Origin of the sequence: Streptomyces sp. NPDC127092 (assembly GCF_042722475.1) — a bacterium.
Lineage (GTDB): Bacteria > Actinomycetota > Actinomycetes > Streptomycetales > Streptomycetaceae > Streptomyces.
The window spans coordinates 41,952-68,049 of sequence record NZ_JBHXFE010000007.1 but is presented as its reverse complement, the minus strand read 5'-3'; the positions used below and the strand labels follow the sequence as shown (position 1 = coordinate 68,049).

Here is a 26,098-nt window from a genome sequence, read left to right as displayed (position 1 = left end):
CGAGTCGTCCGATATCGGACGAGGACTGAGAAATGGGTATCCGCAAGTACAAGCCGACTACGCCGGGCCGTCGTGGCTCCTCCGTAGCCGACTTCGTCGAGATCACGCGGTCCACGCCGGAGAAGTCGCTGGTCCGCCCGCTGCACAGCAAGGGCGGCCGTAACAACACCGGTCGTGTGACCGTCCGTCACCAGGGCGGTGGCCACAAGCGCGCCTACCGTGTGATCGACTTCCGTCGTCACGACAAGGACGGCGTGCCGGCCAAGGTCGCTCACATCGAGTACGACCCCAACCGCACCGCTCGCATCGCGCTGCTGCACTACGCGGACGGCGAGAAGCGCTACATCATCGCCCCGCGTGGTCTCTCGCAGGGCGACCGGGTGGAGAACGGCCCCACGGCCGACATCAAGCCCGGCAACAACCTGGCCCTCCGCAACATCCCGGTCGGTACCACGATCCACGCGATCGAGCTCCGTCCCGGTGGTGGCGCCAAGTTCGCCCGCTCCGCCGGCGCCTCCGTGCAGCTGCTCGCGAAGGAGGGCACGATGGCCCACCTCCGCATGCCGTCCGGCGAGATCCGTCTCGTCGACGCCCGCTGCCGCGCCACGATCGGTGAGGTCGGCAACGCCGAGCAGTCGAACATCAACTGGGGTAAGGCCGGCCGCAAGCGCTGGCTGGGCGTTCGCCCGACCGTCCGCGGTGTGGCGATGAACCCGGTTGACCACCCGCACGGTGGTGGTGAGGGCAAGACCTCCGGTGGTCGCCACCCGGTCTCCCCGTGGGGTCAGAAGGAGGGTCGTACTCGTTCGCCGAAGAAGGCTTCGAACAAGTACATCGTCCGCCGCCGCAAGACGAACAAGAAGCGCTAGGAGCGGGTTTAGATGCCGCGCAGTCTCAAGAAGGGGCCCTTCGTCGACGACCACCTGATCAAGAAGGTGGACGCCCAGAACGAAGCCGGCACCAAGAACGTCATCAAGACCTGGTCCCGTCGCTCCATGATCGTGCCGGCCATGCTCGGCCACACGCTCGCGGTGCACAACGGCAAGACCCACATCCCGGTGTTCGTCACCGAGTCGATGGTCGGCCACAAGCTCGGCGAGTTCTCGCCGACGCGCACCTTCCGGGGTCACGTCAAGGAAGACCGGAAGTCGAAGCGCCGCTAGTAGCGGATCGCATTCAGACACGTAAGTAACTGAAGGGACAACCATGGAAGCCAGGGCCCAGGCGCGGTACATCCGCGTCACGCCCATGAAGGCCCGCCGCGTGGTGGACCTGATCCGTGGCATGGACGCCACGGAGGCTCAGGCTGTTCTGCGATTCGCTCCGCAGGCAGCCTCCGTGCCGGTCGGCAAGGTGCTCGACAGCGCCATCGCCAACGCCGCGCACAACTACGACCACACGGACGCCTCTTCGCTGTACATCAGCGAGGCGTTCGTCGACGAGGGTCCGACCCTGAAGCGGTTCCGTCCGCGTGCTCAGGGCCGTGCCTACCGGATCCGCAAGCGGACCAGCCACATCACCGTGGTCGTCAGCAGCAAGGAAGGAACCCGGTAATGGGCCAGAAGGTAAACCCGCACGGGTTCCGGCTCGGCATCACCACCGACTTCAAGTCGCGTTGGTACGCCGACAAGCTGTACAAGGACTACGTCAAGGAAGACGTCGCCATCCGTCGGATGCTGACGTCCGGCATGGAGCGCGCCGGCATCTCCAAGGTGGAGATCGAGCGCACCCGTGACCGTGTCCGCGTGGACATCCACACCGCTCGCCCGGGCATTGTCATCGGTCGCCGTGGCGCCGAGGCCGACAAGATCCGTGGCCAGCTCGAGAAGCTGACCGGCAAGCAGGTCCAGCTGAACATCCTCGAGGTCAAGAACCCCGAGGTCGACGCTCAGCTGGTGGCCCAGGCCGTCGCCGAGCAGCTGTCCTCCCGCGTCTCCTTCCGTCGGGCCATGCGCAAGAGCATGCAGTCCGCCATGAAGGCCGGCGCCAAGGGCATCAAGATCCAGTGTGGTGGCCGTCTCGGCGGCGCCGAGATGTCCCGCTCGGAGTTCTACCGCGAGGGTCGTGTGCCGCTGCACACGCTGCGCGCGAACGTCGAGTACGGCTTCTTCGAGGCCAAGACCACCTTCGGCCGCATCGGCGTGAAGGTCTGGATCTACAAGGGCGACGTCAAGAACATCGCCGAGGTCCGCGCCGAGAACGCTGCTGCCCGTGCGGGCAACCGCCCGGCCCGTGGCGGCGCTGACCGTCCGGCCGGCCGCGGTGGCCGCGGTGGCGAGCGTGGCGGTCGCGGTCGCAAGCCGCAGCAGGCTCAGGCTGCCGAGGCCCCCAAGGCCGAGGCTCCCGCCGCCGCTCCGGCTGCTGAGAGCACCGGAACGGAGGCCTGACCGACATGCTGATCCCCCGTAGGGTCAAGCACCGCAAGCAGCACCACCCGAAGCGCAACGGTATGTCCAAGGGTGGCACGCAGGTTGCGTTCGGCGAGTACGGCATTCAGGCCCTCACCCCGGCCTACGTGACCAACCGCCAGATCGAGGCCGCGCGTATCGCGATGACCCGCCACATCAAGCGTGGCGGCAAGGTCTGGATCAACATCTACCCGGACCGTCCGCTCACGAAGAAGCCTGCCGAGACCCGCATGGGTTCCGGTAAGGGTTCGCCGGAGTGGTGGATCGCGAACGTCAAGCCCGGTCGGGTGATGTTCGAGCTGTCCTACCCGAACGAGAAGATCGCGCGTGAGGCTCTGACTCGTGCGGCCCACAAGCTGCCGATGAAGTGCAAGATCGTTAAGCGCGAGGCAGGTGAGCTGTGATGTCGGCCGGTACCAAGGCGTCCGAGCTGCGCGAGCTGGGCAACGAGGAGCTTGTCGCCAAGCTCCGCGAGGCCAAGGAAGAGCTGTTCAACCTCCGCTTCCAGGCGGCGACGGGCCAGCTCGAGAACCACGGTCGGCTCAAGTCCGTCCGTAAGGACATCGCCCGGATCTACACCCTGATGCGTGAGCGCGAGCTGGGCATCGAGACGGTGGAGAACGCCTGATGAGCGAGAACAACGTGACTGAGAAGACCGAGCGCAACGCCCGCAAGGTCCGTGAGGGCCTCGTCGTCAGCGACAAGATGGACAAGACCGTCGTCGTCGCTGTCGAGGACCGCGTCAAGCACGCGCTGTACGGCAAGGTCATCCGCCGTACGAACAAGCTCAAGGCTCACGACGAGCAGAACCAGGCCGGCGTCGGCGACCGCGTCCTCCTCATGGAGACCCGGAAGCTCTCGGCGTCCAAGCACTGGCGCGTCGTCGAGATCCTCGAGAAGGCCAAGTAATCCCTCCTAGGGGGACCCCCTAGGAACAGTTCCGCCAGGCTCGGTGTGGGGCCTCACTCGCTGAGGCCCCCGCCGGGAACCGGCAGACAATCAGGAGATAGACGTGATCCAGCAGGAGTCGCGACTTCGCGTCGCCGACAACACTGGTGCCAAGGAGATCCTTTGCATCCGTGTTCTCGGTGGTTCGGGTCGCCGCTACGCGGGCATCGGTGACGTCATCGTCGCCACCGTCAAGGACGCGATCCCCGGTGGCAACGTGAAGAAGGGTGACGTCGTCAAGGCGGTCATCGTTCGCACCGTCAAGGAGCGCCGCCGCCAGGACGGCTCGTACATCCGCTTCGACGAGAACGCCGCCGTCATTCTGAAGAACGACGGCGACCCTCGCGGCACCCGCATCTTCGGCCCGGTCGGCCGTGAGCTGCGCGAGAAGAAGTTCATGAAGATCATCTCGCTCGCGCCGGAGGTGCTGTAAGCATGAAGATCAAGAAGGGCGACCTGGTCCAGGTCATCACCGGCAAGGACAAGGGCAAGCAGGGCAAGGTCATCGCGGCCTACCCCGCCGAGTCCCGCGTCCTGGTCGAGGGTGTCAACCGGGTCAAGAAGCACACGAAGGCCGGCCCGAACCAGGCCGGTGGCATCGTGACCACCGAGGCCCCGGTCCACGTGAGCAACGTTCAGCTCGTCGTGGAGAAGGACGGCAAGAAGGTCGTCACCCGCGTCGGTTACCGCTTCGACGACGAGGGCAACAAGATCCGCGTTGCCAAGCGCACGGGTGAGGACATCTGATGGCTACCACTCCGCGTCTGAAGACGAAGTACCGCGAGGAGATCGCGGGCAAGCTGCGTGACGAGTTCAAGTACGAGAACGTCATGCAGACCCCGGGCCTCGTGAAGATCGTGGTCAACATGGGTGTCGGCGACGCCGCCCGTGACTCGAAGCTGATCGAGGGCGCCATCCGCGACCTCACCACGATCACCGGTCAGAAGCCGGCCGTCACCAAGGCCCGCAAGTCCATCGCGCAGTTCAAGCTGCGTGAGGGTCAGCCGATCGGTGCCCACGTCACGCTCCGTGGCGACCGCATGTGGGAGTTCCTGGACCGCACCCTGTCGCTCGCGCTGCCGCGCATCCGCGACTTCCGCGGCCTGTCCCCGAAGCAGTTCGACGGCCGTGGCAACTACACCTTCGGTCTCACGGAGCAGGTCATGTTCCACGAGATCGACCAGGACAAGATCGACCGCGTCCGGGGTATGGACATCACCGTGGTCACCACGGCGACCAACGACGACGAGGGCCGTGCCCTTCTGCGTCACCTCGGCTTCCCGTTCAAGGAGGCGTAAGCGAGATGGCGAAGAAGGCTCTGATTGCCAAGGCTGCTCGTAAGCCCAAGTTCGGTGTGCGTGCGTACACCCGCTGCCAGCGCTGCGGTCGCCCGCACTCCGTGTACCGCAAGTTCGGCCTGTGCCGCGTGTGCCTCCGTGAGATGGCTCACCGTGGCGAGCTGCCGGGCGTGACCAAGAGCTCCTGGTAATTCCCCTTCGCCCACTGGGCGTTGGTGAATGACCGGAGTCTCTCGGTAAGCAGTGGGCTGGCGGAGGCCCGACCCTTGATGCCGTAGGCTTGAAGGGTTGGGCGTCCGCCGCCCGTACGACTTACTACGCCGTAGGTCCACCGCACCGCACCCGCCCCGTCTCGGATCGGGGAGAGGGATGGTGCACCAGGAAACCCCGGCGAGAGAGGCCGAAGGCCAATTCATGACCATGACTGATCCGATCGCAGACATGCTCACGCGTCTGCGCAACGCGAACTCGGCGTACCACGACTCCGTGACGATGCCGCACAGCAAGATCAAGTCGCACATCGCGGAAATCCTCCAGCAGGAGGGCTTCATCTCCGGCTGGAAGGTCGAGGACGCCGAGGTCGGCAAGAACCTCGTGCTCGACCTCAAGTTCGGTCCGAACCGTGAGCGCTCCATCGCGGGCATCAAGCGGATCTCGAAGCCGGGCCTCCGGGTTTACGCGAAGTCCACCAACCTGCCGAAGGTTCTCGGCGGCCTGGGCGTGGCGATCATCTCCACGTCCCACGGTCTCCTGACCGGCCAGCAGGCGCAGAAGAAGGGCGTGGGTGGGGAAGTCCTCGCCTACGTCTGGTAGTCGGGAACGGAGGAAAAGCTATGTCTCGCATTGGCAAGCTCCCCATCCCGGTTCCCGCCGGCGTGGACGTCACCATCGAGGGCCGCACGGTCACCGTCAAGGGTTCCAAGGGCACCCTGACCCACACCGTTGCCGCTCCGATCGAGATCGTTAAGGGCGAGGACGGCGTTCTGAACGTCACCCGTCCGAACGACGAGCGTCAGAACAAGGCCCTCCACGGCCTGTCCCGCACGCTGGTGGCCAACATGATCACCGGTGTGACCCAGGGGTACACGAAGGCGCTCGAGATCAGCGGTGTCGGTTACCGCGTGGCCGCGAAGGGCTCCGACCTGGAGTTCCAGCTCGGCTACAGCCACCCGATCCTGGTGGAGGCCCCCGAGGGCATCTCCTTCAAGGTCGAGTCGCCGACCAAGTTCTCGGTCGAGGGCATCGACAAGCAGAAGGTCGGCGAGGTCGCCGCCAACATCCGCAAGCTGCGGAAGCCGGACCCGTACAAGGCCAAGGGTGTCAAGTACGCGGGCGAGGTCATCCGCCGCAAGGTCGGAAAGGCTGGTAAGTAAAGCCATGGCATACGGTGTGAAGATCGCCAAGGGCGATGCTTACAAGCGCGCTGCCAAGGCGCGCCGTCACCTGCGCATCCGCAAGAGCGTGTCGGGTACGGCGGAGCGTCCGCGCCTCGTCGTGACGCGCTCCAACCGCGGTATCACCGCGCAGGTCATCGACGACCTGAAGGGCCACACCCTGGCGTCGGCGTCCCACCTGGACGCGTCGATCCGCGGTGGCGAGGGCGACAAGTCCTCGCAGGCCAAGCAGGTCGGCGCCCTGGTCGCCGAGCGCGCCAAGGCCGCCGGTGTCGAGGCCGTCGTGTTCGACCGTGGTGGCAACAGGTACGCCGGGCGCATTGCCGCTCTGGCTGACGCCGCCCGCGAAGCCGGGCTGAAGTTCTAAGCCCCGGTTCCGGGACTAACGGACGTAACAGAGAGAGGTATTCCAATGGCTGGACCCCAGCGCCGCGGCAGCGGTGCCGGTGGCGGCGAGCGGCGGGACCGGAAGGGTCGCGACGGTGGCGCTGCTGCCGCCGAGAAGACCGCGTACGTTGAGCGCGTAGTCGCGATCAACCGCGTCGCCAAGGTTGTCAAGGGTGGTCGTCGTTTCTCCTTCACCGCGCTGGTCGTGGTGGGTGACGGTGACGGCACCGTGGGTGTCGGTTACGGCAAGGCCAAGGAGGTGCCGGCCGCCATCGCCAAGGGTGTGGAGGAGGCCAAGAAGCACTTCTTCAAGGTCCCCCGTATCCAGGGCACCATCCCTCACCCGATCCAGGGTGAGAAGGCGGCGGGCGTCGTCCTGCTCAAGCCGGCTTCCCCCGGTACCGGTGTTATCGCCGGTGGCCCGGTGCGTGCCGTGCTCGAGTGCGCCGGCGTTCACGACATCCTGTCGAAGTCGCTCGGCTCGGACAACGCGATCAACATCGTGCACGCGACCGTGGAGGCCCTGAAGGGCCTGCAGCGTCCCGAGGAGATCGCGGCCCGCCGCGGTCTGCCCCTCGAGGACGTCGCTCCCGCGGCTCTGCTTCGTGCGCGTGCCGGGGCGGGTGCGTAATGGCTCGCCTCAAGATCACGCAGACGAAGTCGTACATCGGCAGCAAGCAGAACCACCGCGACACCCTGCGTTCGCTCGGGCTCAAGCGCCTGAACGACGTGGTCGTCAAGGAGGACCGCCCCGAGTTCCGCGGAATGGTGCACACCGTCCGCCACCTCGTGACGGTCGAGGAGGTCGACTGACATGGCGGAGAACAACCCGCTGAAGGTCCACAACCTCCGTCCCGCCCCGGGCGCCAAGACCGCCAAGACCCGTGTGGGTCGTGGTGAGGCGTCGAAGGGTAAGACGGCCGGTCGTGGTACGAAGGGCACGAAGGCCCGCTACCAGGTTCCGGAGCGCTTCGAGGGTGGCCAGATGCCGCTCCACATGCGCCTCCCGAAGCTGAAGGGCTTCAAGAACCCCTTCCGCACCGAGTACCAGGTCGTGAACCTGGACAAGCTGGCCGCGCTCTACCCGCAGGGTGGCGAGGTCACGGTGGCCGACCTGGTCGCCAAGGGTGCGGTTCGCAAGAACCAGCTCGTCAAGGTCCTGGGCCAGGGCGAGGTCTCCGTGGCGCTGCAGGTGACGGTCGACGCCGTCTCCGGCTCCGCCAAGGAGAAGATCGCCGCCGCCGGCGGCACCGTCACCGAGCTCGTCTGAGACGACTCGATGGCCTGAACATCCGACCGGGGATGCCTCTCAAAAGGGGCATCCCCGGTTGGTCGTTCCTAGGGGGGCGTAGTCGCCGGTAAGGTGGCCTCCACTGTCCAGAGTGCGTGAGGTGGGTCCGAGGGCCCTCTGGGCGGAATCACTATCCAGTCGAACCTCAAGACCGTCACCTCTGACGCACGTGCGCGGGGGTCGCAGGAGGCACCGTGCTCACCGCGTTCGCCCGGGCGTTCAAGACGCCCGACCTGCGCAAGAAGCTGCTCTTCACGCTCGGCATCATCGTGCTGTACCGGCTCGGGGCACACATCCCCGTCCCCGGCGTCAGCTACGAGGCCGTCCAGCAGTGTGTGGACCAGGCGAGCCAGGGCAACAACAGCCTGTTCGGCCTGGTCAACATGTTCAGTGGCGGGGCGCTGCTGCAGATCACCATCTTCGCGCTCGGCATCATGCCGTACATCACGGCGAGCATCATCCTGCAGCTGCTGACCGTGGTGATCCCGCGCCTGGAGGCCCTCAAGAAGGAGGGGCAGTCCGGCACCGCCAAGATCACGCAGTACACGCGTTATCTGACGGTTGCCCTCGCGATCCTCCAGGGCACCGGCCTCGTCGCCACCGCCCGTACCGGCGCGCTGTTCAGCGGCTGCACCGTCGCCAGCCAGGTCGTTCCCGACCAGTCGATCTTCACCACCGCCACCATGGTCATCACCATGACCGCGGGCACCGGCGTCGTGATGTGGCTCGGCGAGCTCATCACCGACCGTGGCATCGGCAACGGCATGTCGATCCTCATGTTCATCTCGATCGCCGCCGGCTTCCCGGGTGCCCTGTGGGCCATCAAGAAGAGCGGAGACCTGGCCGGTGGCTGGATCGAGTTCGGCACCGTCATCCTGATCGGCTTCGTGATGGTGGCCCTCGTCGTCTTCGTCGAGCAGGCCCAGCGCCGCATCCCGGTGCAGTACGCGAAGCGGATGATCGGCCGCAGGTCGTACGGCGGTACGTCCACTTACATCCCGTTGAAGGTGAACCAGGCAGGTGTGATTCCTGTCATCTTCGCGTCGTCGCTGCTCTACATCCCGGCGCTGATCGCTCAGTTCTCGAACAGCACCGCCGGCTGGAAGACCTGGATCGAAGCCCACTTCGTCAAGGGTGACCACCCCTACTACATCGCTACGTACTTCCTCCTGATCGTGTTCTTCGCCTTCTTCTACGTGGCGATCTCGTTCAACCCCGAGGAAGTTGCCGACAACATGAAGAAGTATGGTGGCTTCATCCCGGGTATCCGGGCTGGTCGACCTACTGCCGAGTACCTGAGCTACGTGCTCAACCGGATCACTTGGCCGGGCTCGCTGTATCTGGGTCTGATCGCTCTCGTGCCGACGATGGCGTTGGCAGGCTTCGGCGGGGCCAATGCCAACTTCCCGTTCGGCGGCACCAGCATCCTCATCATCGTGGGTGTGGGTCTCGAGACCGTGAAGCAGATCGAGAGCCAGCTCCAGCAGCGCAATTACGAAGGGTTCCTCCGCTGATGCGAATCGTCCTCGTCGGACCGCCCGGGGCCGGCAAGGGAACGCAGGCCGCGTTCCTTGCCAAGAACCTGGACATCCCGCACATCTCCACGGGTGACCTGTTCCGTGCCAACATCTCGCAGGGCACGGAGCTGGGCCTCAAGGCGAAGGCGTTCATGGACGCCGGTGACCTCGTCCCGGACGAGGTCACCATCGGGATGGCCAAGGACCGCATGGAGCAGGACGACGCCGCGAACGGCTTCCTGCTCGACGGTTTCCCCCGGAACGTGGCGCAGGCCGAGGCCCTGGACGTCGTCCTGAAGGCCGAGGACATGCAGCTCGACGCGGTCCTGGACCTGGAGGTCCCCGAGGACGAGGTCGTGAAGCGGATCGCGGGTCGCCGCGTCTGCCGCAACGACTCCGCGCACGTCTTCCACGTGCAGTACAACGCCCCGAAGACCGAGGGCGTCTGCGACACCTGCGGTGGCGAGCTCTTCCAGCGTCCGGACGACTCCGAGGAGACCGTCCGCCGGCGCCTGGAGGTCTACCACACGCAGACCGAGCCGATCATCGACTACTACCGGGCGCAGAACCTGGTCGTGACGATCTCCGCGCTCGGCAAGGTGGACGAGGTCACGGCGCGCGCCATGGCCGCGCTGAAGAAGTAACCACTGATCGCTGCGGTACGGCCGCGGTGCCCGTGAGGGGCACCGCGGCCGTATCGTTGTTCCGACCCCTGTAATCGAGGAAAGGCCGCGGCCGAGATGGTGCAGATCAAGACCCCGGAGCAGATCGCGAAGATGCGCGAGGCGGGGCTGGTCGTCGCCGCCATCCACGCGGCGACCCGCGAGGCGGCGGTGCCGGGGGCGACGACGAAGGACCTGGACGAGGTCGCGCGCAAGGTGATCGCCGACCACGGGGCGAAGTCGAACTTCCTCGGGTACGGCGGCTTCCCCGCGACCATCTGCACCTCGGTGAACGAGGTCGTCGTCCACGGCATCCCGGACGACAAGACCGTCCTCAAGGACGGCGACATCATCTCCATCGACGCGGGCGCCATCGTCGACGGCTGGCACGGCGACGCCGCGTACACGGCCTTCGTGGGCACCGGCCACGCGCCGGAGCTGGTCGAGCTCTCCCGGGTGACGGAGGAGTCGATGTGGGCCGGCATCGCCGCGATGCGCCTGGGTGCCCGCCTGGTCGACATCTCGAAGGCGATCGAGACCTACATCAAGCGCCAGCCGCGCCCGGCCGTCGGCGACCACAGCCTCGGCCGCTACGGGATCATCGAGGACTACGGCGGCCACGGCATCGGCACCGAGATGCACATGGACCCGCACCTCCTGAACTACGTCTCCCGCAAGCGGGGCAAGGGCCCGAAGCTGGTCCCCGGCTTCTGCCTGGCGATCGAGCCGATGGTGTCCCTCGGCACCCCGCGCACCGAGGTCCTCGCCGACGACTGGACCGTCATCACCACGGACGGCACCTGGTCCTCCCACTGGGAGCACAGCGTGGCCCTGACGGAGGAGGGCCCCCTGGTCCTCACGGCCGTCGACGGTGGCAAGGCGAAGCTGGCCGAGCTGGGCGTCACGGCGGCACCGGACCCGCTGGCGTAGCACCCGAGCCGCTTGTGAGGCGCCCCCGGGCGCCGAGCACGCGAGGGCTGCGTCGGGGATAGACACGGCCCGCGCTGGGCAGACTTCTCGATTCGTGTTTTCACGGGGCCTGGCGTAGACTGATGCGTCGGCTCTCGTGTACCCGTGTGTCCGCACTCGGAGGCGAGAGTCGATCAAGGTAGCCGATTCGAAGGGCGAAGCGTGGCCAAGAAGCAAGGTGCCATCGAAATCGAGGGCACCGTGATCGAGTCCCTGCCGAACGCCATGTTCAAGGTGGAGCTCCAGAACGGTCACAAGGTCCTCGCGCACATCTCCGGCAAGATGCGGATGCACTACATCCGAATCCTCCCGGACGACCGGGTCGTCGTGGAGCTGTCTCCGTACGACCTGACGCGTGGCCGGATCGTCTACCGGTACAAGTAGATCTTGCCCGCACCCGCCGTTCCGAGCGGGTGGTGGCACTGACCCGGAGAACCTCACATCCCATGAAGGTCAAGCCGAGCGTCAAGAAGATCTGCGACAAGTGCAAGGTGATCCGCCGCCACGGCCGGGTCATGGTCATCTGCGACAACCTGCGCCACAAGCAGCGCCAGGGCTGACGCACGCCGACCGACCTGCATCTCGCAGTTCTTCGCGCGACGCATAGCAACACGTACATACGCAGAGCCCGTCCGGCCGTGCACCACGGCTGACGGCACCTCCGGCGGGGGCCGGGGACCCGGTTCGTACCTCGTACGGCGGCCGGGGCCGGTTCTGCGGAAGACCCCCGAACACACAGGAGCCATTGAATGGCACGCGTTTCCGGTGTTGACATCCCGCGTGACAAGCGTGTGGTGGTCGCACTCACCTACGTCTTCGGTATCGGGCGCACCCGGTCCGAGGAGATCCTCGCCTCCACCGGCGTGAACCCGTCCACCCGTGTCCGCGACCTTGCCGAGGAAGACCTCGTCAAGATCCGCGAGTACGTGGACGCCAACCTCCAGACCGAGGGTGACCTCCGCCGTGAGATCGCCGCCGACATCCGCCGCAAGGTCGAGATCGGCTGCTACCAGGGTCTGCGTCACCGCCGTGGCCTGCCCGTCCGCGGTCAGCGCACCAGCACGAACGCCCGTACCCGCAAGGGCCCGCGTCGCGCCATCGCCGGCAAGAAGAAGCCGGGCAAGAAGTAGTCCACAGCGGACGACTGTCCACGGTCTTCGCTGTAGGACCGACCACCTCCCGTAGGAGTAAGTAGATGCCCCCCAAGGGACGTCAGGGCGCTGCCAAGAAGGTGCGCCGCAAGGAAAAGAAGAACGTCGCTCACGGCCACGCGCACATCAAGAGCACGTTCAACAACACGATCGTCTCGATCACGGACCCGTCCGGCAACGTGATCTCCTGGGCCTCCGCCGGCCACGTCGGCTTCAAGGGCTCGCGCAAGTCCACCCCCTTCGCCGCGCAGATGGCCGCCGAGTCGGCCGCCCGCCGCGCGCAGGAGCACGGCATGCGCAAGGTCGACGTCTTCGTCAAGGGTCCCGGCTCCGGCCGTGAGACCGCGATCCGCTCCCTCCAGGCCACCGGCCTCGAGGTCGGCTCGATCCAGGACGTCACCCCCACCCCGCACAACGGCTGCCGTCCGCCGAAGCGCCGCCGCGTCTGACGCAGCGGACGCACCTGTGCGTCTTTAGGTGTCCGGGCGGTACGGCTCCGTAAGGGGGCGTACCGCCCGTACCCTTGCAGTACCACTGTCGGGCTCCCGCCCGGTGAGTCGGACGTCAAATAGTGGGCGTCCACAAACGAAGGAAACGAAGACATGCTTATCGCTCAGCGTCCTTCGCTGACCGAAGAGGTCGTCGACGAGTTCCGCTCCCGGTTCGTCATCGAGCCGCTGGAGCCGGGCTTCGGCTACACCCTCGGCAACTCGCTCCGCCGCACCCTCCTCTCGTCGATCCCCGGCGCTGCTGTCACCAGCATCCGCATCGACGGTGTCCTGCACGAGTTCACCACCGTGCCGGGCGTCAAGGAGGACGTCACCGACCTCATCCTGAACATCAAGCAGCTCGTCGTCTCCTCCGAGCACGACGAGCCGGTCGTGATGTACCTGCGCAAGCAGGGCCCCGGTGTGGTCACCGCCGCCGACATCGCGCCGCCGGCCGGTGTCGAGGTGCACAACCCCGACCTGGTCCTCGCCACGCTCAACGGCAAGGGCAAGCTGGAGATGGAGCTGACCGTCGAGCGCGGTCGCGGCTACGTCTCCGCCGTCCAGAACAAGCAGGTGGGCCAGGAGATCGGCCGCATCCCGGTCGACTCCATCTACAGCCCCGTGCTCAAGGTCACCTACAAGGTCGAGGCGACCCGAGTCGAGCAGCGCACCGACTTCGACAAGCTGATCGTCGACGTCGAGACCAAGCAGGCCATGCGCCCGCGTGACGCCATGGCGTCGGCCGGCAAGACCCTGGTCGAGCTGTTCGGTCTGGCCCGCGAGCTCAACATCGACGCCGAGGGCATCGACATGGGCCCGTCCCCGACGGACGCCGCCCTGGCCGCCGACCTGGCGCTGCCGATCGAGGAGCTCGAGCTCACCGTTCGTTCGTACAACTGCCTCAAGCGCGAGGGCATCCACTCCGTGGGTGAGCTCGTCGCCCGCTCGGAGGCCGACCTGCTCGACATCCGCAACTTCGGTGCGAAGTCGATCGACGAGGTCAAGGCGAAGCTGGCCGGCATGGGCCTGGCCCTCAAGGACAGCCCGCCCGGATTCGACCCGACCGCCGCCGCCGACGCCTTCGGCGCCGACGACGACGCGGACGCGGGCTTCGTCGAGACCGAGCAGTACTGATAGCTGCCCGCAGGCATCCGCCTGCGGGGCCCTGACACCGGTACCTGATACGGCCGGTGCAGATCTCAAGGAGAAACACCATGCCGCGTCCCACCAAGGGCGCCCGCCTCGGCGGCTCCGCCGCGCACGAGAAGCTGCTCCTCGCCAACCTGGCGAAGTCGCTCTTCGAGCACGGCCGCATCACCACGACCGAGGCCAAGGCCCGCCGCCTGCGTCCGGTCGCCGAGCGCCTGATCACCAAGGCGAAGAAGGGCGACATCCACAACCGTCGCCTGGTGCTGCAGACGATCACGGACAAGGGCATCGTCCACACGCTCTTCACCGAGATCGCCCCGCGCTACTCCGAGCGCCCGGGTGGCTACACCCGCATCACCAAGATCGGCAACCGTCGTGGCGACAACGCCCCGATGGCCGTGATCGAGCTGGTCGAGGGCGAGATCGCCAAGAAGGCGACCGTCGCCGAGGCCGAGGCCGCCACCAAGCGCGCCGTCAAGGAGGCCGACGAGGCCGCCGCGGTCGAGGCGACCGAGGAGGAGTCGAAGGACGCGTAAGCGTTCTTCGGACGATTCTCGCGAGCGGGCCCGCACCCCTGGGGGTGCGGGCCCGCTCCCGTGTGTCTGAGAGGATTTCCAGGTGAGTGATGACGTACAGCCCGGGTTCGTACGGGTGCGGCTCGACCTTTCGTACGACGGCAGGGACTTCTCCGGCTGGGCGAAGCAGGCCCGCGGCCAGCGCACCGTCCAGGGCGAGATCGAGGACGCGCTGCGCACCGTCACCCGCTCCCAGGAGACGTACGAGCTGACCGTCGCCGGCCGCACCGACGCCGGGGTGCACGCCCGTGGCCAGGTCGCGCACGTCGACCTGCCCGTCGCGCTGTGGGAGGAGCACCGCGAGAAGCTGCTCAGGCGGCTCGCCGGGCGGCTCCCGCACGACGTACGGGTCTGGCGGCTCAGCGAGGCGCCCGAGGGCTTCAACGCCCGTTTCTCGGCCGTCTGGCGCCGTTACGCCTACCGGGTCACCGACCACCCGGGCGGCGTCGACCCGCTGCTGCGCGGTCACGTCCTGTGGCACGACTGGACGCTCGACATGGACGCCATGAACGCCGCCGCCGAGCGGCTCGTCGGCGAGCACGACTTCGCCGCGTACTGCAAGAAGCGCGAGGGTGCCACCACCATCCGCACGCTCCAGGAGCTGCGCTGGGAGCGCCGCCCCGACGGGATCCTGGAGGCCACGGTCAAGGCCGACGCCTTCTGCCACAACATGGTCCGCTCGCTGGTCGGCGCGCTGCTGTTCGTCGGCGACGGCCACCGGCCGGTGGAGTGGCCGGGCAAGGTGCTCGCCGCGGGCGTGCGGGACTCGGCCGTGCACGTCGTGCGGCCGCACGGCCTCACCCTCGAAGAGGTCGGCTACCCGGCCGACGACCAGCTCGCGGCCCGCAACAAGGAGGCCCGCAACAAGCGGTCACTCCCCGGGAGCGCCGGCTGCTGCTGAGGCCTGGGCGCGCCCGCGGGCGTAGATCTGGTTGAACGTGAAGGTGCCCACGTCGTCGCTGGCCTGGAAGATCTCCCGGTCGCCGGTCGTGACCTTCTTGCCGTTCAGGAAGCCGGCCTGGGTGAGGTAGACGTAACGGCCGATCGAGTTGGTGCGGCGCAGGCAGACGGTGGCGTGGCAGAAGTCCTTCACGCCGGCGCCGGCGAGCGGCGCGATGCCGCCGCTCGCCTGCTTCTTCGCCTTGAGGGCCTGGTCGTCGGTGGGGAAGACGGCGACGCCGACGGTGACGGCGACGCCGTCCTTGACGTACGTGGCGCGGATCACCCGGGTGCAGCCGTTGCTCTTCAGGACCGCGCCGAGGCCGCCCTGGGTGACCGCCGCGCAGTCGTTCGTGGAGGAGGTGGCGCCCTTCTGGTACGGGCGCTTGTTCATGGTGAGCTTCTTGCCCGGGTAGAGGCCCTCGGGGCTCAGCGGCGCCTTGTCCTTCCCGGCGTCCGAGATGAAGTCCATGGGGTTCGGCGGCGGCAGCGGGGACACCGAGGAGAAGGTCGGGGCCGGGCTCGCGGTGTCGGTGGGCGCCGCCGAGCCGGTCGGGGTGGTGCCGCCGTTCTTGGCCTGCTCGTTGTTCCTGTTGGTGGTGACGATCGCGGTGGCGACGACCGCGCCCACGGCGAGCGCGGCGACGGCCGCGCCGCCGATCAGGAGCCAGCGCTTGCGCTTGCCGCGGGCTTCCGAGGCCTCGGCGAGCGCGCCCCAGTCCGGGGTGCCCGTGGCCTGCGCGCCCGGGAACGGGTCCGCCGGCTGCTGCCCGTAAGGCTGCTGGGGCTGCTGCTGCGGGTACCCGTATCCGTACGGCTGCTGTGGCTGCTGCGGGTATCCGTACCCGTATCCCTGCTGTCCCTGCTGCTCGCCGCCCGGCCGCGGTCCCCCAAAGCTCATGCCGCGCATCCTAAACCGGTTGGGTTCCAGGGGCGTCGGCGGTGACAATGCCCCTCATGGGACATGTCGAGGCCGCACACCTGGAGTACTACCTTCCGGACGGGAGGGTCCTGCTCGGGGACGCCTCCTTCCGGGTCGGCGAGGGTGCCGTGGTCGCCCTGGTCGGCGCGAACGGAGCGGGGAAGACCACCCTGCTCCGGCTGATCTCCGGGGAGCTCCAGCCGCACGGCGGCGGCGTCACCGTCAGCGGCGGGCTCGGCGTGATGCCGCAGTTCGTCGGCTCCGTACGGGACGAGTCCACCGTCCGTGACCTGCTGGTCTCGGTGGCGCCTGCCCGCATCCGGGAGGCGGCGAAGGCGGTCGACGAGGCCGAGCACCGGATCATGACGGTCGACGACGAGGCCGCGCAGATGGCGTACGCGCAGGCGCTGAGCGACTGGGCCGAGGTGCAGGGGTACGAGTTCGAGACCCTGTGGGACATGTGCACCACGGCCGCGATGGGCGTGCCGTACGAGAAGGCCCAGTTCCGGCAGGTGCGCACGCTGAGCGGCGGCGAGCAGAAGCGGCTGGTCCTGGAGTACCTGCTGCGCGGCAACGACGAGGTGCTGCTCCTCGACGAGCCGGACAACTACCTGGACGTGCCCGGCAAGCGCTGGCTGGAGGAGCGGCTGCGGGAGACCCGCAAGACCGTGCTCTTCATCTCCCACGACCGGGAGCTGCTGTCCCGGGCCGCGCAGAAGATCGTGGCCGTGGAGCCCGGTCCGGCCGGCTCGGACGTGTGGGTGCACGGCGGCGGCTTCGACACCTTCCACGAGGCGCGGCGGGAGCGGTTCGCCCGCTTCGAGGAGCTGAAGCGGCGCTGGGAGGAGAAGCACGCCCAGCTGAAGAAGCTGGTGATCAACCTGCGGCAGGCGGCCGCGGTCAGCCACGAGATGGCCTCGCGGTACGCGGCGGCGCAGACCCGGCTGAAGAAGTTCGAGGAGGCCGGCCCGCCGCCGGAGCCGCCGCGCGAGCAGGACATCCGGATGCGGCTGCGCGGCGGCCGGACCGGGGTGCGGGCGGTGACCTGCGAGAACCTGGAGCTCACCGGCCTGATGAAGCCGTTCTCGCTGGAGATCTTCTACGGGGAGCGGGTCGCCGTCCTCGGCTCGAACGGCTCCGGCAAGTCGCACTTCCTGCGGCTGCTCGCCGGCGACGGGTCGGTGGCCCACACGGGCACGTGGAAGCTCGGCGCCCGGGTGGTGCCCGGCCACTTCGCGCAGACCCACGCGCACCCGGAGCTCTTCGGCCGCTCCCTCGTCGACATCCTGTGGACGGAGCACGCCAAGGACCGGGGCGCGGCGATGTCGATGCTGCGGCGCTACGAGCTGGAGCGCCAGGGCGACCAGCCCTTCGACAAGCTCTCCGGCGGCCAGCAGGCGCGCTTCCAGATCCTGCTGCTTGAGCTGGCGGGCACCACGGCCCTCCTCCTGGACGAGCCGACGGACAACCTGGACCTGGAGTCGGCGGAGGCGCTGCAGGACGGCCTGGAGTCGTACGAGGGCACGGTCCTCGCCGTCACCCACGACCGCTGGTTCGCCCGCTCCTTCGACCGCTACCTGGTCTTCGGCTCGGACGGCGTGGTCCGCGAGACGAGCGAGCCGGTGTGGGACGAGCGGCGGGTGGAGCGGGCGCGGTAGTCGGCGCGGTGAGCGGCCCGCGGCATTTTGACCCACCGGGGGTGGCGCGGGTACCGTAGCGGTTTGTTATGCGTATCGGCTTCGTCGTTCTCACGCGAAGGGGCCCTACGCAGGTTCCCTGGAGCAGTTACCAGTGGCTCGCATACGGGCGTCGTCCCGGCAGTGTGGGCCCCAGCTGCATGATCGCTTCAGGTGTGTCTGGACTCCATCCACTGAAGAAGCGAAGGCTACGAAGTGCGTACGTACAGCCCCAAGCCTGGCGATGTCACTCGCCAGTGGCACATCATCGACGCGCAGGACGTCGTCCTGGGCCGTCTGGCGACGACGGCTGCGAACCTCCTGCGAGGCAAGCACAAGCCCGTCTACGCGCCGCACATGGACATGGGCGACTTCGTCATCATCATCAACGCTGACAAGGTCCACCTGTCCGGCAACAAGAAGACCCAGAAGATGGCCTACCGCCACTCTGGCTACCCGGGTGGTCTGCGCTCCGTCCGCTACGACGAGCTGCTGGACAAGAACCCCGAGAAGGCCGTCGAGAAGGCCATCAAGGGCATGATCCCCAAGAACTCCCTGGGCCGTCAGATGCTCTCGAAGCTGAAGGTCTACGCGGGTGAGAACCACCCGCACGCTGCCCAGCAGCCGGTCCCGTTCGAGATCACCCAGGTCGCGCAGTAATTCCGGCCACCCCCTAAGAACGAAAGAAATCTGAGGAGCATCGTGGCCGAGACCACCCCCGAGACCCCCGTCGACGAGTTCGAGGGCGTCGAGGAGTACACCACCGAGACCGAGATCGTCGAGGGTGACTACACCTCCGAGTCCCTCGCGTCCCGCTTCGGCGACCCGCAGCCGGCCGCCGGCCTGGGCCGTCGCAAGAACGCCATCGCCCGCGTCCGCATCGTCCCGGGCACCGGCAAGTGGAAGATCAACGGTCGCACCCTTGAGGACTACTTCCCCAACAAGGTGCACCAGCAGGAAGTCAACGAGCCCTTCAAGGTGCTCGAGCTCGACAACCGCTACGACGTCATCGCCCGCATCGCGGGTGGCGGCGTGTCCGGCCAGGCCGGCGCCCTGCGCCTCGGCGTGGCCCGCGCCCTCAACGAGGCCGACGTCGAGAACAACCGCGGCCCGCTGAAGAAGGCCGGCTTCCTCTCCCGCGACGACCGTGCGGTCGAGCGCAAGAAGGCCGGTCTCAAGAAGGCCCGCAAGGCCCCGCAGTACAGCAAGCGCTAATCGCCTGCTCGGTCTGCTCGGCCCGTACGCCCCGGCGGCACTTCCCGTGCCCCGGGGCGTACGGCTTTTTCACACCTTGCTTTCATAATCTTGGGCCGGGGGGCACGACCCTGGGACCTGGGCACAAGGACTTTCGGAGGACAGCTGTGGGACGACTCTTCGGCACGGACGGGGTACGCGGCGTGGCCAACGCCGACCTGACGGCGGAGCTGGCGCTCGGCCTGTCGGTCGCGGCCGCGCACGTGCTCGCCGAGACGGGCACCTTTGAGGGCCATCGGCCGACCGCCGTGGTGGGGCGCGACCCGCGTGCCTCGGGAGAGTTCCTGGAGGCCGCCGTGGTGGCGGGCCTCGCCAGCGCGGGCGTCGACGTCCTCCGCGTCGGCGTGCTGCCCACGCCCGCCGTGGCGTACCTCACCGGCGCGCTCGGCGCCGACCTCGGCGTGATGCTGTCCGCCTCCCACAACGCCATGCCCGACAACGGCATCAAGTTCTTCGCCCGCGGCGGCCACAAGCTCGCCGACGAGCTGGAGGACCGCATCGAGTCCGTCTACGAGGAGCACCGCACCGGCGCGCCGTGGGACCGTCCCACCGGCGGCGGCGTCGGCCGGGTCCGCGACTACGACGAGGGCTTCGACAAGTACGTCGCCCACCTCGTCGCCGTCCTGCCCAACCGCCTCGACGGGCTGAAGATCGTCCTCGACGAGGCGCACGGCGCCGCCGCCCGCGTCTCGCCCGAGGCCTTCTCCCGGGCCGGCGCCACGGTCGTCACCATCGGCGCCGAGCCGGACGGCCTCAACATCAACGACGGCTGCGGCTCCACCCACCTCGACCTCCTCAAGGCCGCCGTGGTCGAGCACGAGGCCGACTTCGGCATCGCCCACGACGGCGACGCCGACCGCTGCCTCGCCGTCGACGGCCGGGGCGAAGAGGTCGACGGCGACCAGATCCTCGCGATCCTCGCCCTCGCGATGCGCGAGGCCGGCACCCTGCGCGGCGACACCGTCGTCGGCACCGTGATGTCCAACCTCGGCTTCAAGCTGGCGATGGAGCGCGAGGGCCTGTCGCTCGTCCAGACGGCGGTCGGCGACCGCTACGTCCTGGAGTCGATGAAGGAGCACGGCTACGCCCTCGGCGGCGAGCAGTCGGGGCACGTCATCGTGCTCGACCACGCCACCACCGGCGACGGCACCCTGACCGGTCTGATGCTCGCGGCCCGGGTCGCCGCCACCGGCAAGTCCCTCACCGAGCTGGCCGCGGTCATGGAGCGGCTGCCGCAGGTCCTGGTCAACGTGCCGAACGTGGACAAGACGCGGGTCGGCACCTCCGCCGAGCTGGCCGCCGCCGTGGCCGACGCCGAGCGCGAGCTGGGCTCCACCGGCCGGGTGCTGCTGCGCCCCTCCGGCACCGAGCCGCTGGTCCGCGTCATGGTCGAGGCCGCCGACATCGAGCAGGCCCGCTCGGTCGCGGGGCGGCTCGCCGACGTGGTGAAGTCGGCGCTCGGCTAGTCCCGGCTCTTCACGGTCCGGCTCTTCACGGCTTCGTGGGGCGCACCCAGTGTCCGCGCTGGGTGCGCCACAGCAGTTTCTGCCCGTACAGGGTCAGGACGCCGGCGAGCATGATGCCGAACAGGTTGAGCAGCAACTGCTCGACGGAGCCCCACATCTGGCCGAAATCGCCGTAGCTGAGCGCCACGGCCGCGTTCGCGCCCGCCGGGACGGTCGTCACCGAGATCGCCACGCCCACCAGTGCCCCGGACTTCGACGAGGTCAGCGAGAGCACGCCGGCGATGCCGGCGAGGACGGCGACGACGAAGGAGAACGGGTCCGGCTGCCAGATGAAGCTGGTGTTGGGCCGGTCGGCGTCCAGCTGCTCCCTGCTGAACAGGTCGAGCGCGTCCATGCCGAGGCTGAAGACCGTCGTCGCGACGATCGCCGCGGCGAAGCCGACGAGCAGCGCGGACAGCGAGCGCAGGGCCAGTTTCGGATGGCGCTGCACGACGGCGGTGCACACGCCCGCGAGCGGCCCGAACTCCGGGCCGACGGCCATCGCGCCCACGATCAGGACCGCGTTGTCCAGTACCACACCGCAGGCCGCGATCATCGTCGCGAGGATCATGAAAGCGGAGTAGGTGATGGTGAGGGTCGACTCCTCGTGGGTCGCCTCGGTCAGCTGCTCCCAGATCACCGCGTCCGCGGCCTCGCCGGGGGCCTCCTCCTCGGCGGCCTCGGCGCGCTTCGACAGCGAGAAGTCGATGTTCTCGACGGCGATGGAGCCGTCCTGATCGATCTTCAGCTCCCGTATGCCGTGCAGGAGTTCGTCGCCCGCCTCGCGGGCCACGTCGCACAGGACGAGGTCGCCCGCGGGGTCGCGGGCCGCACCGGGCAGGACGACCAGGTGGGTGGTGCCCACGGTCCGCTCGATGAGCCGGACCGCTTCGTCCGTCCGGTCGGGCGGGACGATCAACCTGAGATGCAGCATGGTCAGAGCTTACGGAGGCTCAGGCGCTGCACCTTGTGGTCCGGTCCCTTGCGGAGTACGAGCGTCGCGCGGCCGCGGGTGGGGGCCACGTTCTCCAGGAGGTTCACCTTGTTGACGGTCCGCCACATCGCGCGCGCGTAGTCCAGGGCCTCCTCCTCGGAGACCTGGGTCCAGCGCCGGAAGTACGAGGAGGGGTCCTGGAAGGCGGTCTCGCGGAGCTTGCGGAAGCGGTTGAGGTACCACTGCTCGACGTCCTCGGCCCGGGCGTCCACGTACACCGAGAAGTCGAAGTAGTCGGCCAGGCCGACCCGGGTGCGGCCGTCCTTGCCGGGCAGCGCGGGCTGCAGGACGTTGAGGCCCTCGACGATGAGGATGTCGGGGCGGCGCACGACGAGCTTCTCGTCCGGCACCCGGTCGTAGATCAGGTGCGAGTAGACGGGCGCGCTGACCTCCTCCTTGCCCGCCTTGACGTCCGCGACGAAGCGGGTGAGCGCCCGCCGGTCGTACGACTCGGGGAAGCCCTTGCGGGACATCAGGCCGCGGGCCTTCAGCTCCTCCATCGGGTAGAGGAAGCCGTCGGTGGTGACCCGCTCCACCCGCGGGTGCTCGGGCCAGCGTGCGAGCAGCGCCTCCAGGAGCCGGGCGACGGTCGACTTGCCGACGGCGACGGAGCCGGCCACTCCTATGACGAAGGGCGTGCCGCGCTGCTCGGCCTTCTCGCCGAGGAAGGTGTTGAGCGCCCCGCGCAGCCCGCTGGTGGCCTGCACGTACAGGTTGAGCAGCCGGGAGAGCGGCAGGTAGATGTCCCGGACCTCGTCGAGGTCGATGACGTCGCCGAGCCCGCGCAGCCGCTCGACCTCGTCGGCGGTCAGCGGCAGCGGCGTCTTGTCGCGCAGCGCGCTCCACTCGGCCCGGGTGAGGTCGACGTACGGCGTCGGCTCGGCGGGCTTGCGGCCCCCGGCGCCGGCACCGTTGCCGGGCGGGGGGTTCCCGTTTCCGTTTCCGCTGGAGCTCCGTGGCGGCGAAGTGATCACCCCGCCATTGTCATGGCTGCGGGACGGTCGTGGGGGACCCGGGGTGGTGGGGTGGGTCACGTGGCGCGGGCGCGGGTGGGCAGCATCCGGCGCAGGCGGCGCTCCGCGGGCTTCTCGACCAGCTCGTGCAGGAGGGCCGCCACCACGAGGGCCGCGAGGGCCGCCGCGGCCATCTCGGCGGTGTCGCGGACGAGGCCGGGACCGGGGCCGAGGCCGAGGTGACGGAAGCACTTCAGGACGAGCACGTGGCACAGGTAGTACGCGAAGGACCACTCGCCGAGCTTCACCAGGGCGGGGGAGCGCAGCAGGGAGCGGGCGCCGCGGGCGTCGGCGAGGGCCGCGGAGGCGATCAGCAGGGCGAAGACGGGCATGAGGACGGCGTCGAAGAAGCCGATCGCGCCCCGGAAGGGGTCCAGGAGGTCGGGCTCCCGCATCCACAGCCAGCAGAGCAGGATCGTTCCGGCGGTCAGCGCGGCGGCGGCGCCGGTGCCGAAGGGCGGCCGCCATTCGCGCCGTACGAGGAGGCCCGTGCACACGCCCAGGACGAACATGGGGCTGAGGGCGAGGGGTGAGGACACCAGGAGCCGCTCGAGCCGCTCCGGCTGGTCGAGCAGCACGGCCGCCACCCGGGTGGCGGCGGTGGCGGCGACGCACAGCGCGGCCAGCAGGACGACGACGGCCGACGAGCGGCGCAGCAGCAGCCGCAGGACCAGCGGAAAAACGAGATAGAAGAAGGCCTCGACGGAAAGAGTCCAGGTGACGATGTTCATCGTCATGAAGTGATCGGTACTCCACGCCTGGGCGAATGTGAGGGTCCAGACAATGTCTTCCACCGATACCCGGGCGTGCCACCACCATTTCATCAGCAGCACGGTGATCGCCGTCGTCGCGGCGAGCAGTGGCCAGATACGGGCGAAGCGGCGCCAGTAGTAGCGCGGCGCCGAGTCCGACGGGCGGGCGACCCAGGTCATGACGAAACCGGACAGAACGAAGAAGAACGGGACGCCCTCGTAACCGATGACGGCCAGCTGACCGGCCCTCTCGATCTCCACGAAATAGGGATGGGCGTGGAAGAAGAAGACGCCGAACGCCGCGAACCAGCGCAATCCGGTCAGTGAGTCGACCCGGGTGCCGCCGACCGGAAGCTCCCACGGGTTCGCCGGGGACCAGCGGACGGTCGCGCCGGGTGTGCCGGATGTGCCGGGTGATCGGGTGCGAACGCCCTGGGTCGGGGTGGCCGAATTCGTGGTGGTCGCGGAAATGCTGACCCACTCCTAAGGAATTCCGGGGTCGTCGAAAATGGTCGCGTTCTTTTTCGGTCCAGCAACGTATCACGGCCCTGTGACCGGTTTGTGGGGTCGTTGTGTGCTTCCTATGACCACGGAAAACGGGCCAATTCGGTCGATGTCAGTGAATCGGCGGAGCGGCGGCCGGCCGAGGTGATGTATTCGCTGGGCGCCCGCGACCTGCGCACATAGGGTTCACGCAGACAGCTCACAGTCGAAAAGAGAGTCGAGTCATGAGAGCACGTGCCGTTCGTCACGCCGCTGCCGCCGCCGCGGTCACCTCCCTCGCCCTGCTCCTCACCGCCTGCGGCGGCGAGGAGAAGAAGACCGAGGACACGGGCAAGGCGGACGCCTCCGCCTCCGCCGCGGCCAAGCCGGACGTCAAGGCACTCTCCGCCGCCGAGCTGGAGAAGCTCGTCGTCGAGGAGGCGGACCTCAAGGGCTACAAGGTGCAGAAGCCCAAGGCCGCCGACGTCATGAACCCGGGCGACGTCAGCGCCGACAAGCCCGCGTGCGAGCCGCTCGCCGAGGCCATGGCCTGGGTCGCCCCCGGCACCCCGGGCGCGAAGACCGTCCGGCAGACCATCCGGATCCCGGGCAAGGACGCCGCCTCCGACCCGGGCAACGCCCTCGGCGCCCTCGGCACGCCCACCACCGCGGTGACGCTCGGCTCGTACGCGGGACAGGGCGCCGAGCAGGCCCTCGCCTCCCTCAAGACCGCGGGAACCGAGTGCGCCGGCGGGTTCACCGCCCTCGGCAGCGGCCAGAAGATCAAGGTCACGAAGGTGGCGGCCGACTCCGCGACCGGTGGTGACGAGGCCCTGGCCTGGACGATCACCAGCGACGTCGAGGGCACGGTCATGGTGAGCAAGCTCGCCGTCCTCCGCAAGGGCAACAACCTCGCCGGCTTCGCCACCTCCAGCCTCGCGGGCGAGGTCAAGGAGCAGCCCACCGCCGTCATCGCCGCGCAGGTCGCCAAGCTGCGCTGACGCCCACGGCGCACCGGCTTCCGGGACCGCACTCGCTCAGCGGGTGCGGTCCCCGGGCAGCAGGGCCCGCAGCCGGCGCTCGGCCGGCTTCTCCAGGTACTCGTGGAGCAGGGCCGCCAGGGCGAGCGTGGTCAGCAGCACCAGGGCGACCGAGAGCGCGTCGGCGCGCAGACCCGGACTCGGGCCGAGGCCCAGGTGGCGGAAGATCCGCAGCATCACCAGGTGGCAGATGTAGAAGGCGAAGGACCACTCGCCGAGCTTCACCAGCGGGCGGCGCGCCGGCGGAGAGCGGCGGCCCCGGAGGTCGCCCACGGCCGCCGTCGTGATCAGCACCGCGAACGACGGCATCACCAGGGCGTCGAGCGCGCCCGGCTCCGGCGCCAGCCACGGAACCGCGCCCGGGTGCCCCAGCCACAGCCAGCCCACGAACAGCGAGCCGGCCGTCAGCGCGAGCGCGGTGCCGGAACCGAACGGCGGGCGGTGGCCGCGCCGTACCAGCAGGGCCGCGCACACGCCGAGCACGAACATCGGGGTCAGCGACAGCGGCGAGGACGTCACCAGACGGGCCTCCTCCGGCGCCAGGTCCAGGCGCGGCGCCACCACGTGCGTGGCCGCCGTGACCAGCGGCGTCAGCGCGGCCAGGGCCACGAGCAGCCATGACGGACAGCGCGTCAGAAGCCGGAACAGCAGCGGGAAGAGCAGGTAGAAGAAGGCCTCGACGGACAGCGTCCAGGTGACGATGTTCAGGCTGTAGAAGTGGTCGGTGCTCCAGGCCTGGGCCAGCGTGAGCGTCCACACCACGTCCGCCGTCGAGACCGGCAGCCGCAGCCACTCCTTCTCGAGGACGGCGAAGACCAGCGTCGTGACGGCGAGCAGCGGCCAGATGCGGGCCAGGCGGCGCCAGTAGTAGCGGGCCGGGGTGTCCCCGGGGCGGGCGACCCACGCCATGACGAAGCCGGACAGGACGAAGAAGAACACCACGCCCTCGTAGCCCGTCGTCATCAGCCGCATCAGCGCCGGGGCTTCCTTGGCGTAGCCGTAGGTGTGGAAGAGGAACACCCCGAAGGCGGCGAACCAGCGCAGGCCGGTGAGGGAGTCCATCCGCGTCGGGACGACCGCGGCGGTCGTGGCGCCGGTGGTCGCGGTTCCCGCACCACGGCTTCGGATGACGGTGACGATGTCCCACTCCCGGGTCCGTGCGGTCGTACGGGTCGTACGAGTCCTGCGAGGGGCGTACGGGTCGTACGGCGAAAGCACCGAGCCTCGGCGGTCCCGGCGGCGCCCGGGTGACGGCCGGGTGCACGCCCGGTGCACGGACA

37 protein-coding genes are annotated in these 26,098 nt (G+C 68.5%); 32 read left to right on the top strand and 5 right to left on the bottom strand.

Annotation, left to right across the window (positions count from 1 at the left end):
* The first annotated feature begins 32 nt into the window (after positions 1-32).
* The 27 genes from rplB to truA all read left to right on the top strand — a co-directional run bounded on the left by rplB (position 33) and on the right by truA (position 15,141).
* Positions 33-869 (top strand): 50S ribosomal protein L2, encoded by an 837-nt coding sequence (rplB, locus tag ACFWJO_RS08285; protein ID WP_046908246.1) that lies wholly within the window; start codon positions 33-35, stop codon positions 867-869.
* A 12-nt stretch (positions 870-881) separates the two neighbouring features.
* Positions 882-1,163 (top strand): 30S ribosomal protein S19, encoded by a 282-nt coding sequence (gene rpsS, locus ACFWJO_RS08280; protein WP_023547380.1) that lies wholly within the window; start codon positions 882-884, stop codon positions 1,161-1,163.
* 43 nt (positions 1,164-1,206) lie between these two features.
* A complete protein-coding gene (rplV, locus tag ACFWJO_RS08275) occupies positions 1,207-1,554 on the top strand; it encodes a 50S ribosomal protein L22 (protein ID WP_031012097.1) in 348 nt (115 codons plus the stop codon).
* Entirely contained in the window at positions 1,554-2,387 is an 834-nt protein-coding gene (gene rpsC / locus ACFWJO_RS08270) for a 30S ribosomal protein S3 (RefSeq protein ID WP_362523674.1), read from the top strand. The genes rplV and rpsC overlap by 1 nt, the downstream gene beginning before the upstream one ends.
* A gap of 5 nt (positions 2,388-2,392) precedes the next feature.
* Positions 2,393-2,812: a 50S ribosomal protein L16 gene (gene rplP / locus ACFWJO_RS08265; RefSeq protein ID WP_030494257.1), complete on the top strand. Its 420-nt coding sequence runs from the start codon at positions 2,393-2,395 to the stop codon at positions 2,810-2,812.
* A complete protein-coding gene (gene rpmC, locus ACFWJO_RS08260) occupies positions 2,812-3,036 on the top strand; it encodes a 50S ribosomal protein L29 (RefSeq protein WP_128985131.1) in 225 nt (74 codons plus the stop codon). The genes rplP and rpmC overlap by 1 nt, the downstream gene beginning before the upstream one ends.
* Positions 3,036-3,317 carry a 30S ribosomal protein S17 gene (gene rpsQ, locus ACFWJO_RS08255; protein WP_386863973.1) on the top strand — a complete coding sequence of 94 codons (282 nt, stop codon included), beginning with the start codon at positions 3,036-3,038 and terminating at the stop codon, positions 3,315-3,317. Before rpmC ends, rpsQ begins: the two co-directional genes overlap by 1 nt.
* 103 nt (positions 3,318-3,420) lie before the next feature.
* Positions 3,421-3,789 (top strand): 50S ribosomal protein L14, encoded by a 369-nt coding sequence (gene rplN, locus ACFWJO_RS08250; protein ID WP_003956455.1) that lies wholly within the window; start codon positions 3,421-3,423, stop codon positions 3,787-3,789.
* A 2-nt stretch (positions 3,790-3,791) separates the two neighbouring features.
* Positions 3,792-4,103, top strand: a complete 312-nt coding sequence (rplX, locus tag ACFWJO_RS08245) for a 50S ribosomal protein L24 (protein ID WP_282694363.1) — start codon at positions 3,792-3,794, stop codon at positions 4,101-4,103.
* Positions 4,103-4,654 (top strand): 50S ribosomal protein L5, encoded by a 552-nt coding sequence (gene rplE / locus ACFWJO_RS08240; protein ID WP_384421345.1) that lies wholly within the window; start codon positions 4,103-4,105, stop codon positions 4,652-4,654. Before rplX ends, rplE begins: the two co-directional genes overlap by 1 nt.
* Positions 4,655-4,659: 5 nt before the next feature.
* Positions 4,660-4,845: a type Z 30S ribosomal protein S14 gene (locus ACFWJO_RS08235; RefSeq protein ID WP_003956452.1), complete on the top strand. Its 186-nt coding sequence runs from the start codon at positions 4,660-4,662 to the stop codon at positions 4,843-4,845.
* 223 nt (positions 4,846-5,068) lie between these two features.
* Positions 5,069-5,467, top strand: coding sequence for a 30S ribosomal protein S8 (gene rpsH, locus ACFWJO_RS08230; protein WP_384421347.1), 399 nt, complete (start codon positions 5,069-5,071; stop codon positions 5,465-5,467).
* A 20-nt stretch (positions 5,468-5,487) separates the two neighbouring features.
* Entirely contained in the window at positions 5,488-6,027 is a 540-nt protein-coding gene (gene rplF / locus ACFWJO_RS08225; protein WP_365337575.1) for a 50S ribosomal protein L6, read from the top strand.
* A 4-nt stretch (positions 6,028-6,031) separates the two neighbouring features.
* Complete coding sequence (gene rplR, locus ACFWJO_RS08220) at positions 6,032-6,415, top strand: 50S ribosomal protein L18 (RefSeq protein ID WP_386863972.1); 384 nt, start codon at positions 6,032-6,034, stop codon at positions 6,413-6,415.
* Between the two features lie 45 nt (positions 6,416-6,460).
* Positions 6,461-7,066, top strand: a complete 606-nt coding sequence (gene rpsE / locus ACFWJO_RS08215) for a 30S ribosomal protein S5 (protein ID WP_030201551.1) — start codon at positions 6,461-6,463, stop codon at positions 7,064-7,066.
* The gene (gene rpmD, locus ACFWJO_RS08210; protein WP_005313525.1) at positions 7,066-7,248 is read left to right on the top strand and encodes a 50S ribosomal protein L30; all 183 of its coding nucleotides are present in this window, start codon (positions 7,066-7,068) and stop codon (positions 7,246-7,248) included. The genes rpsE and rpmD overlap by 1 nt, the downstream gene beginning before the upstream one ends.
* A gap of 1 nt (position 7,249) precedes the next feature.
* Entirely contained in the window at positions 7,250-7,705 is a 456-nt protein-coding gene (rplO, locus tag ACFWJO_RS08205) for a 50S ribosomal protein L15 (RefSeq protein WP_128985125.1), read from the top strand.
* Positions 7,706-7,920: 215 nt separating this feature from the next.
* Complete coding sequence (gene secY, locus ACFWJO_RS08200; protein WP_384421350.1) at positions 7,921-9,240, top strand: preprotein translocase subunit SecY; 1,320 nt, start codon at positions 7,921-7,923, stop codon at positions 9,238-9,240.
* The gene (locus ACFWJO_RS08195) at positions 9,240-9,887 is read left to right on the top strand and encodes an adenylate kinase (RefSeq protein ID WP_384421351.1); all 648 of its coding nucleotides are present in this window, start codon (positions 9,240-9,242) and stop codon (positions 9,885-9,887) included. Before secY ends, ACFWJO_RS08195 begins: the two co-directional genes overlap by 1 nt.
* Positions 9,888-9,983: 96 nt before the next feature.
* A complete protein-coding gene (map, locus tag ACFWJO_RS08190) occupies positions 9,984-10,835 on the top strand; it encodes a type I methionyl aminopeptidase (protein WP_384421352.1) in 852 nt (283 codons plus the stop codon).
* 201 nt (positions 10,836-11,036) lie between these two features.
* On the top strand, positions 11,037-11,258 hold the full coding sequence (infA, locus tag ACFWJO_RS08185) for a translation initiation factor IF-1 (RefSeq protein ID WP_003956442.1): 222 nt from the start codon (positions 11,037-11,039) through the stop codon (positions 11,256-11,258).
* A 62-nt stretch (positions 11,259-11,320) separates the two neighbouring features.
* Complete coding sequence (rpmJ, locus tag ACFWJO_RS08180) at positions 11,321-11,434, top strand: 50S ribosomal protein L36 (RefSeq protein WP_003956441.1); 114 nt, start codon at positions 11,321-11,323, stop codon at positions 11,432-11,434.
* Positions 11,435-11,623: 189 nt separating this feature from the next.
* Complete coding sequence (gene rpsM, locus ACFWJO_RS08175; RefSeq protein ID WP_384421354.1) at positions 11,624-12,004, top strand: 30S ribosomal protein S13; 381 nt, start codon at positions 11,624-11,626, stop codon at positions 12,002-12,004.
* A gap of 65 nt (positions 12,005-12,069) precedes the next feature.
* Positions 12,070-12,474 carry a 30S ribosomal protein S11 gene (gene rpsK, locus ACFWJO_RS08170; protein WP_003956432.1) on the top strand — a complete coding sequence of 135 codons (405 nt, stop codon included), beginning with the start codon at positions 12,070-12,072 and terminating at the stop codon, positions 12,472-12,474.
* Between the two features lie 153 nt (positions 12,475-12,627).
* Entirely contained in the window at positions 12,628-13,650 is a 1,023-nt protein-coding gene (locus ACFWJO_RS08165) for a DNA-directed RNA polymerase subunit alpha (RefSeq protein ID WP_265864056.1), read from the top strand.
* Between the two features lie 80 nt (positions 13,651-13,730).
* Positions 13,731-14,201 carry a 50S ribosomal protein L17 gene (gene rplQ, locus ACFWJO_RS08160; protein WP_384421355.1) on the top strand — a complete coding sequence of 157 codons (471 nt, stop codon included), beginning with the start codon at positions 13,731-13,733 and terminating at the stop codon, positions 14,199-14,201.
* Positions 14,202-14,283: 82 nt separating this feature from the next.
* Complete coding sequence (truA, locus tag ACFWJO_RS08155; protein WP_386863971.1) at positions 14,284-15,141, top strand: tRNA pseudouridine(38-40) synthase TruA; 858 nt, start codon at positions 14,284-14,286, stop codon at positions 15,139-15,141.
* Here the strand turns inward: truA and ACFWJO_RS08150 are convergent.
* Positions 15,112-16,080, bottom strand: coding sequence for a hypothetical protein (locus tag ACFWJO_RS08150; RefSeq protein ID WP_386863970.1), 969 nt, complete (start codon positions 16,078-16,080; stop codon positions 15,112-15,114). The two genes, truA and ACFWJO_RS08150, sit on opposite strands and share 30 nt — an antisense overlap.
* A gap of 56 nt (positions 16,081-16,136) precedes the next feature.
* On the opposite strand from ACFWJO_RS08150, the gene ACFWJO_RS08145 reads away from it, so the two are divergent.
* The 4 genes from ACFWJO_RS08145 to glmM all read left to right on the top strand — a co-directional run bounded on the left by ACFWJO_RS08145 (position 16,137) and on the right by glmM (position 20,497).
* Positions 16,137-17,759 carry an ABC-F family ATP-binding cassette domain-containing protein gene (locus ACFWJO_RS08145; protein ID WP_386863969.1) on the top strand — a complete coding sequence of 541 codons (1,623 nt, stop codon included), beginning with the start codon at positions 16,137-16,139 and terminating at the stop codon, positions 17,757-17,759.
* Between the two features lie 234 nt (positions 17,760-17,993).
* Positions 17,994-18,437 (top strand): 50S ribosomal protein L13, encoded by a 444-nt coding sequence (gene rplM / locus ACFWJO_RS08140; RefSeq protein WP_031076703.1) that lies wholly within the window; start codon positions 17,994-17,996, stop codon positions 18,435-18,437.
* A 42-nt stretch (positions 18,438-18,479) separates the two neighbouring features.
* Entirely contained in the window at positions 18,480-18,992 is a 513-nt protein-coding gene (rpsI, locus tag ACFWJO_RS08135; RefSeq protein ID WP_128985116.1) for a 30S ribosomal protein S9, read from the top strand.
* Positions 18,993-19,138: 146 nt separating this feature from the next.
* Positions 19,139-20,497, top strand: coding sequence for a phosphoglucosamine mutase (gene glmM, locus ACFWJO_RS08130; RefSeq protein WP_386863968.1), 1,359 nt, complete (start codon positions 19,139-19,141; stop codon positions 20,495-20,497).
* Positions 20,498-20,522: 25 nt separating this feature from the next.
* Here glmM and ACFWJO_RS08125 read toward each other — a convergent pair whose 3' ends face one another.
* The 3 genes from ACFWJO_RS08125 to ACFWJO_RS08115 are packed head-to-tail and all read right to left on the bottom strand — an operon-like array spanning position 20,523 to position 23,619.
* The gene (locus tag ACFWJO_RS08125; protein WP_386863967.1) at positions 20,523-21,470 is read right to left on the bottom strand and encodes a TIGR00341 family protein; all 948 of its coding nucleotides are present in this window, start codon (positions 21,468-21,470) and stop codon (positions 20,523-20,525) included.
* Between the two features lie 2 nt (positions 21,471-21,472).
* Positions 21,473-22,504, bottom strand: a complete 1,032-nt coding sequence (gene coaA, locus ACFWJO_RS08120; RefSeq protein WP_386863966.1) for a type I pantothenate kinase — start codon at positions 22,502-22,504, stop codon at positions 21,473-21,475.
* A gap of 56 nt (positions 22,505-22,560) precedes the next feature.
* Entirely contained in the window at positions 22,561-23,619 is a 1,059-nt protein-coding gene (locus ACFWJO_RS08115) for an acyltransferase family protein (RefSeq protein WP_386864075.1), read from the bottom strand.
* A gap of 404 nt (positions 23,620-24,023) precedes the next feature.
* Here ACFWJO_RS08115 and ACFWJO_RS08110 point away from each other — a divergent pair, with 404 nt between their 5' ends.
* The gene (locus ACFWJO_RS08110) at positions 24,024-24,779 is read left to right on the top strand and encodes a hypothetical protein (RefSeq protein WP_386863965.1); all 756 of its coding nucleotides are present in this window, start codon (positions 24,024-24,026) and stop codon (positions 24,777-24,779) included.
* Positions 24,780-24,815: 36 nt separating this feature from the next.
* On the opposite strand, the gene ACFWJO_RS08105 is transcribed toward ACFWJO_RS08110, so the two are convergent.
* Entirely contained in the window at positions 24,816-26,036 is a 1,221-nt protein-coding gene (locus ACFWJO_RS08105; RefSeq protein ID WP_386863964.1) for an acyltransferase family protein, read from the bottom strand.
* Between the last annotated feature and the right edge of the window lie 62 nt (positions 26,037-26,098).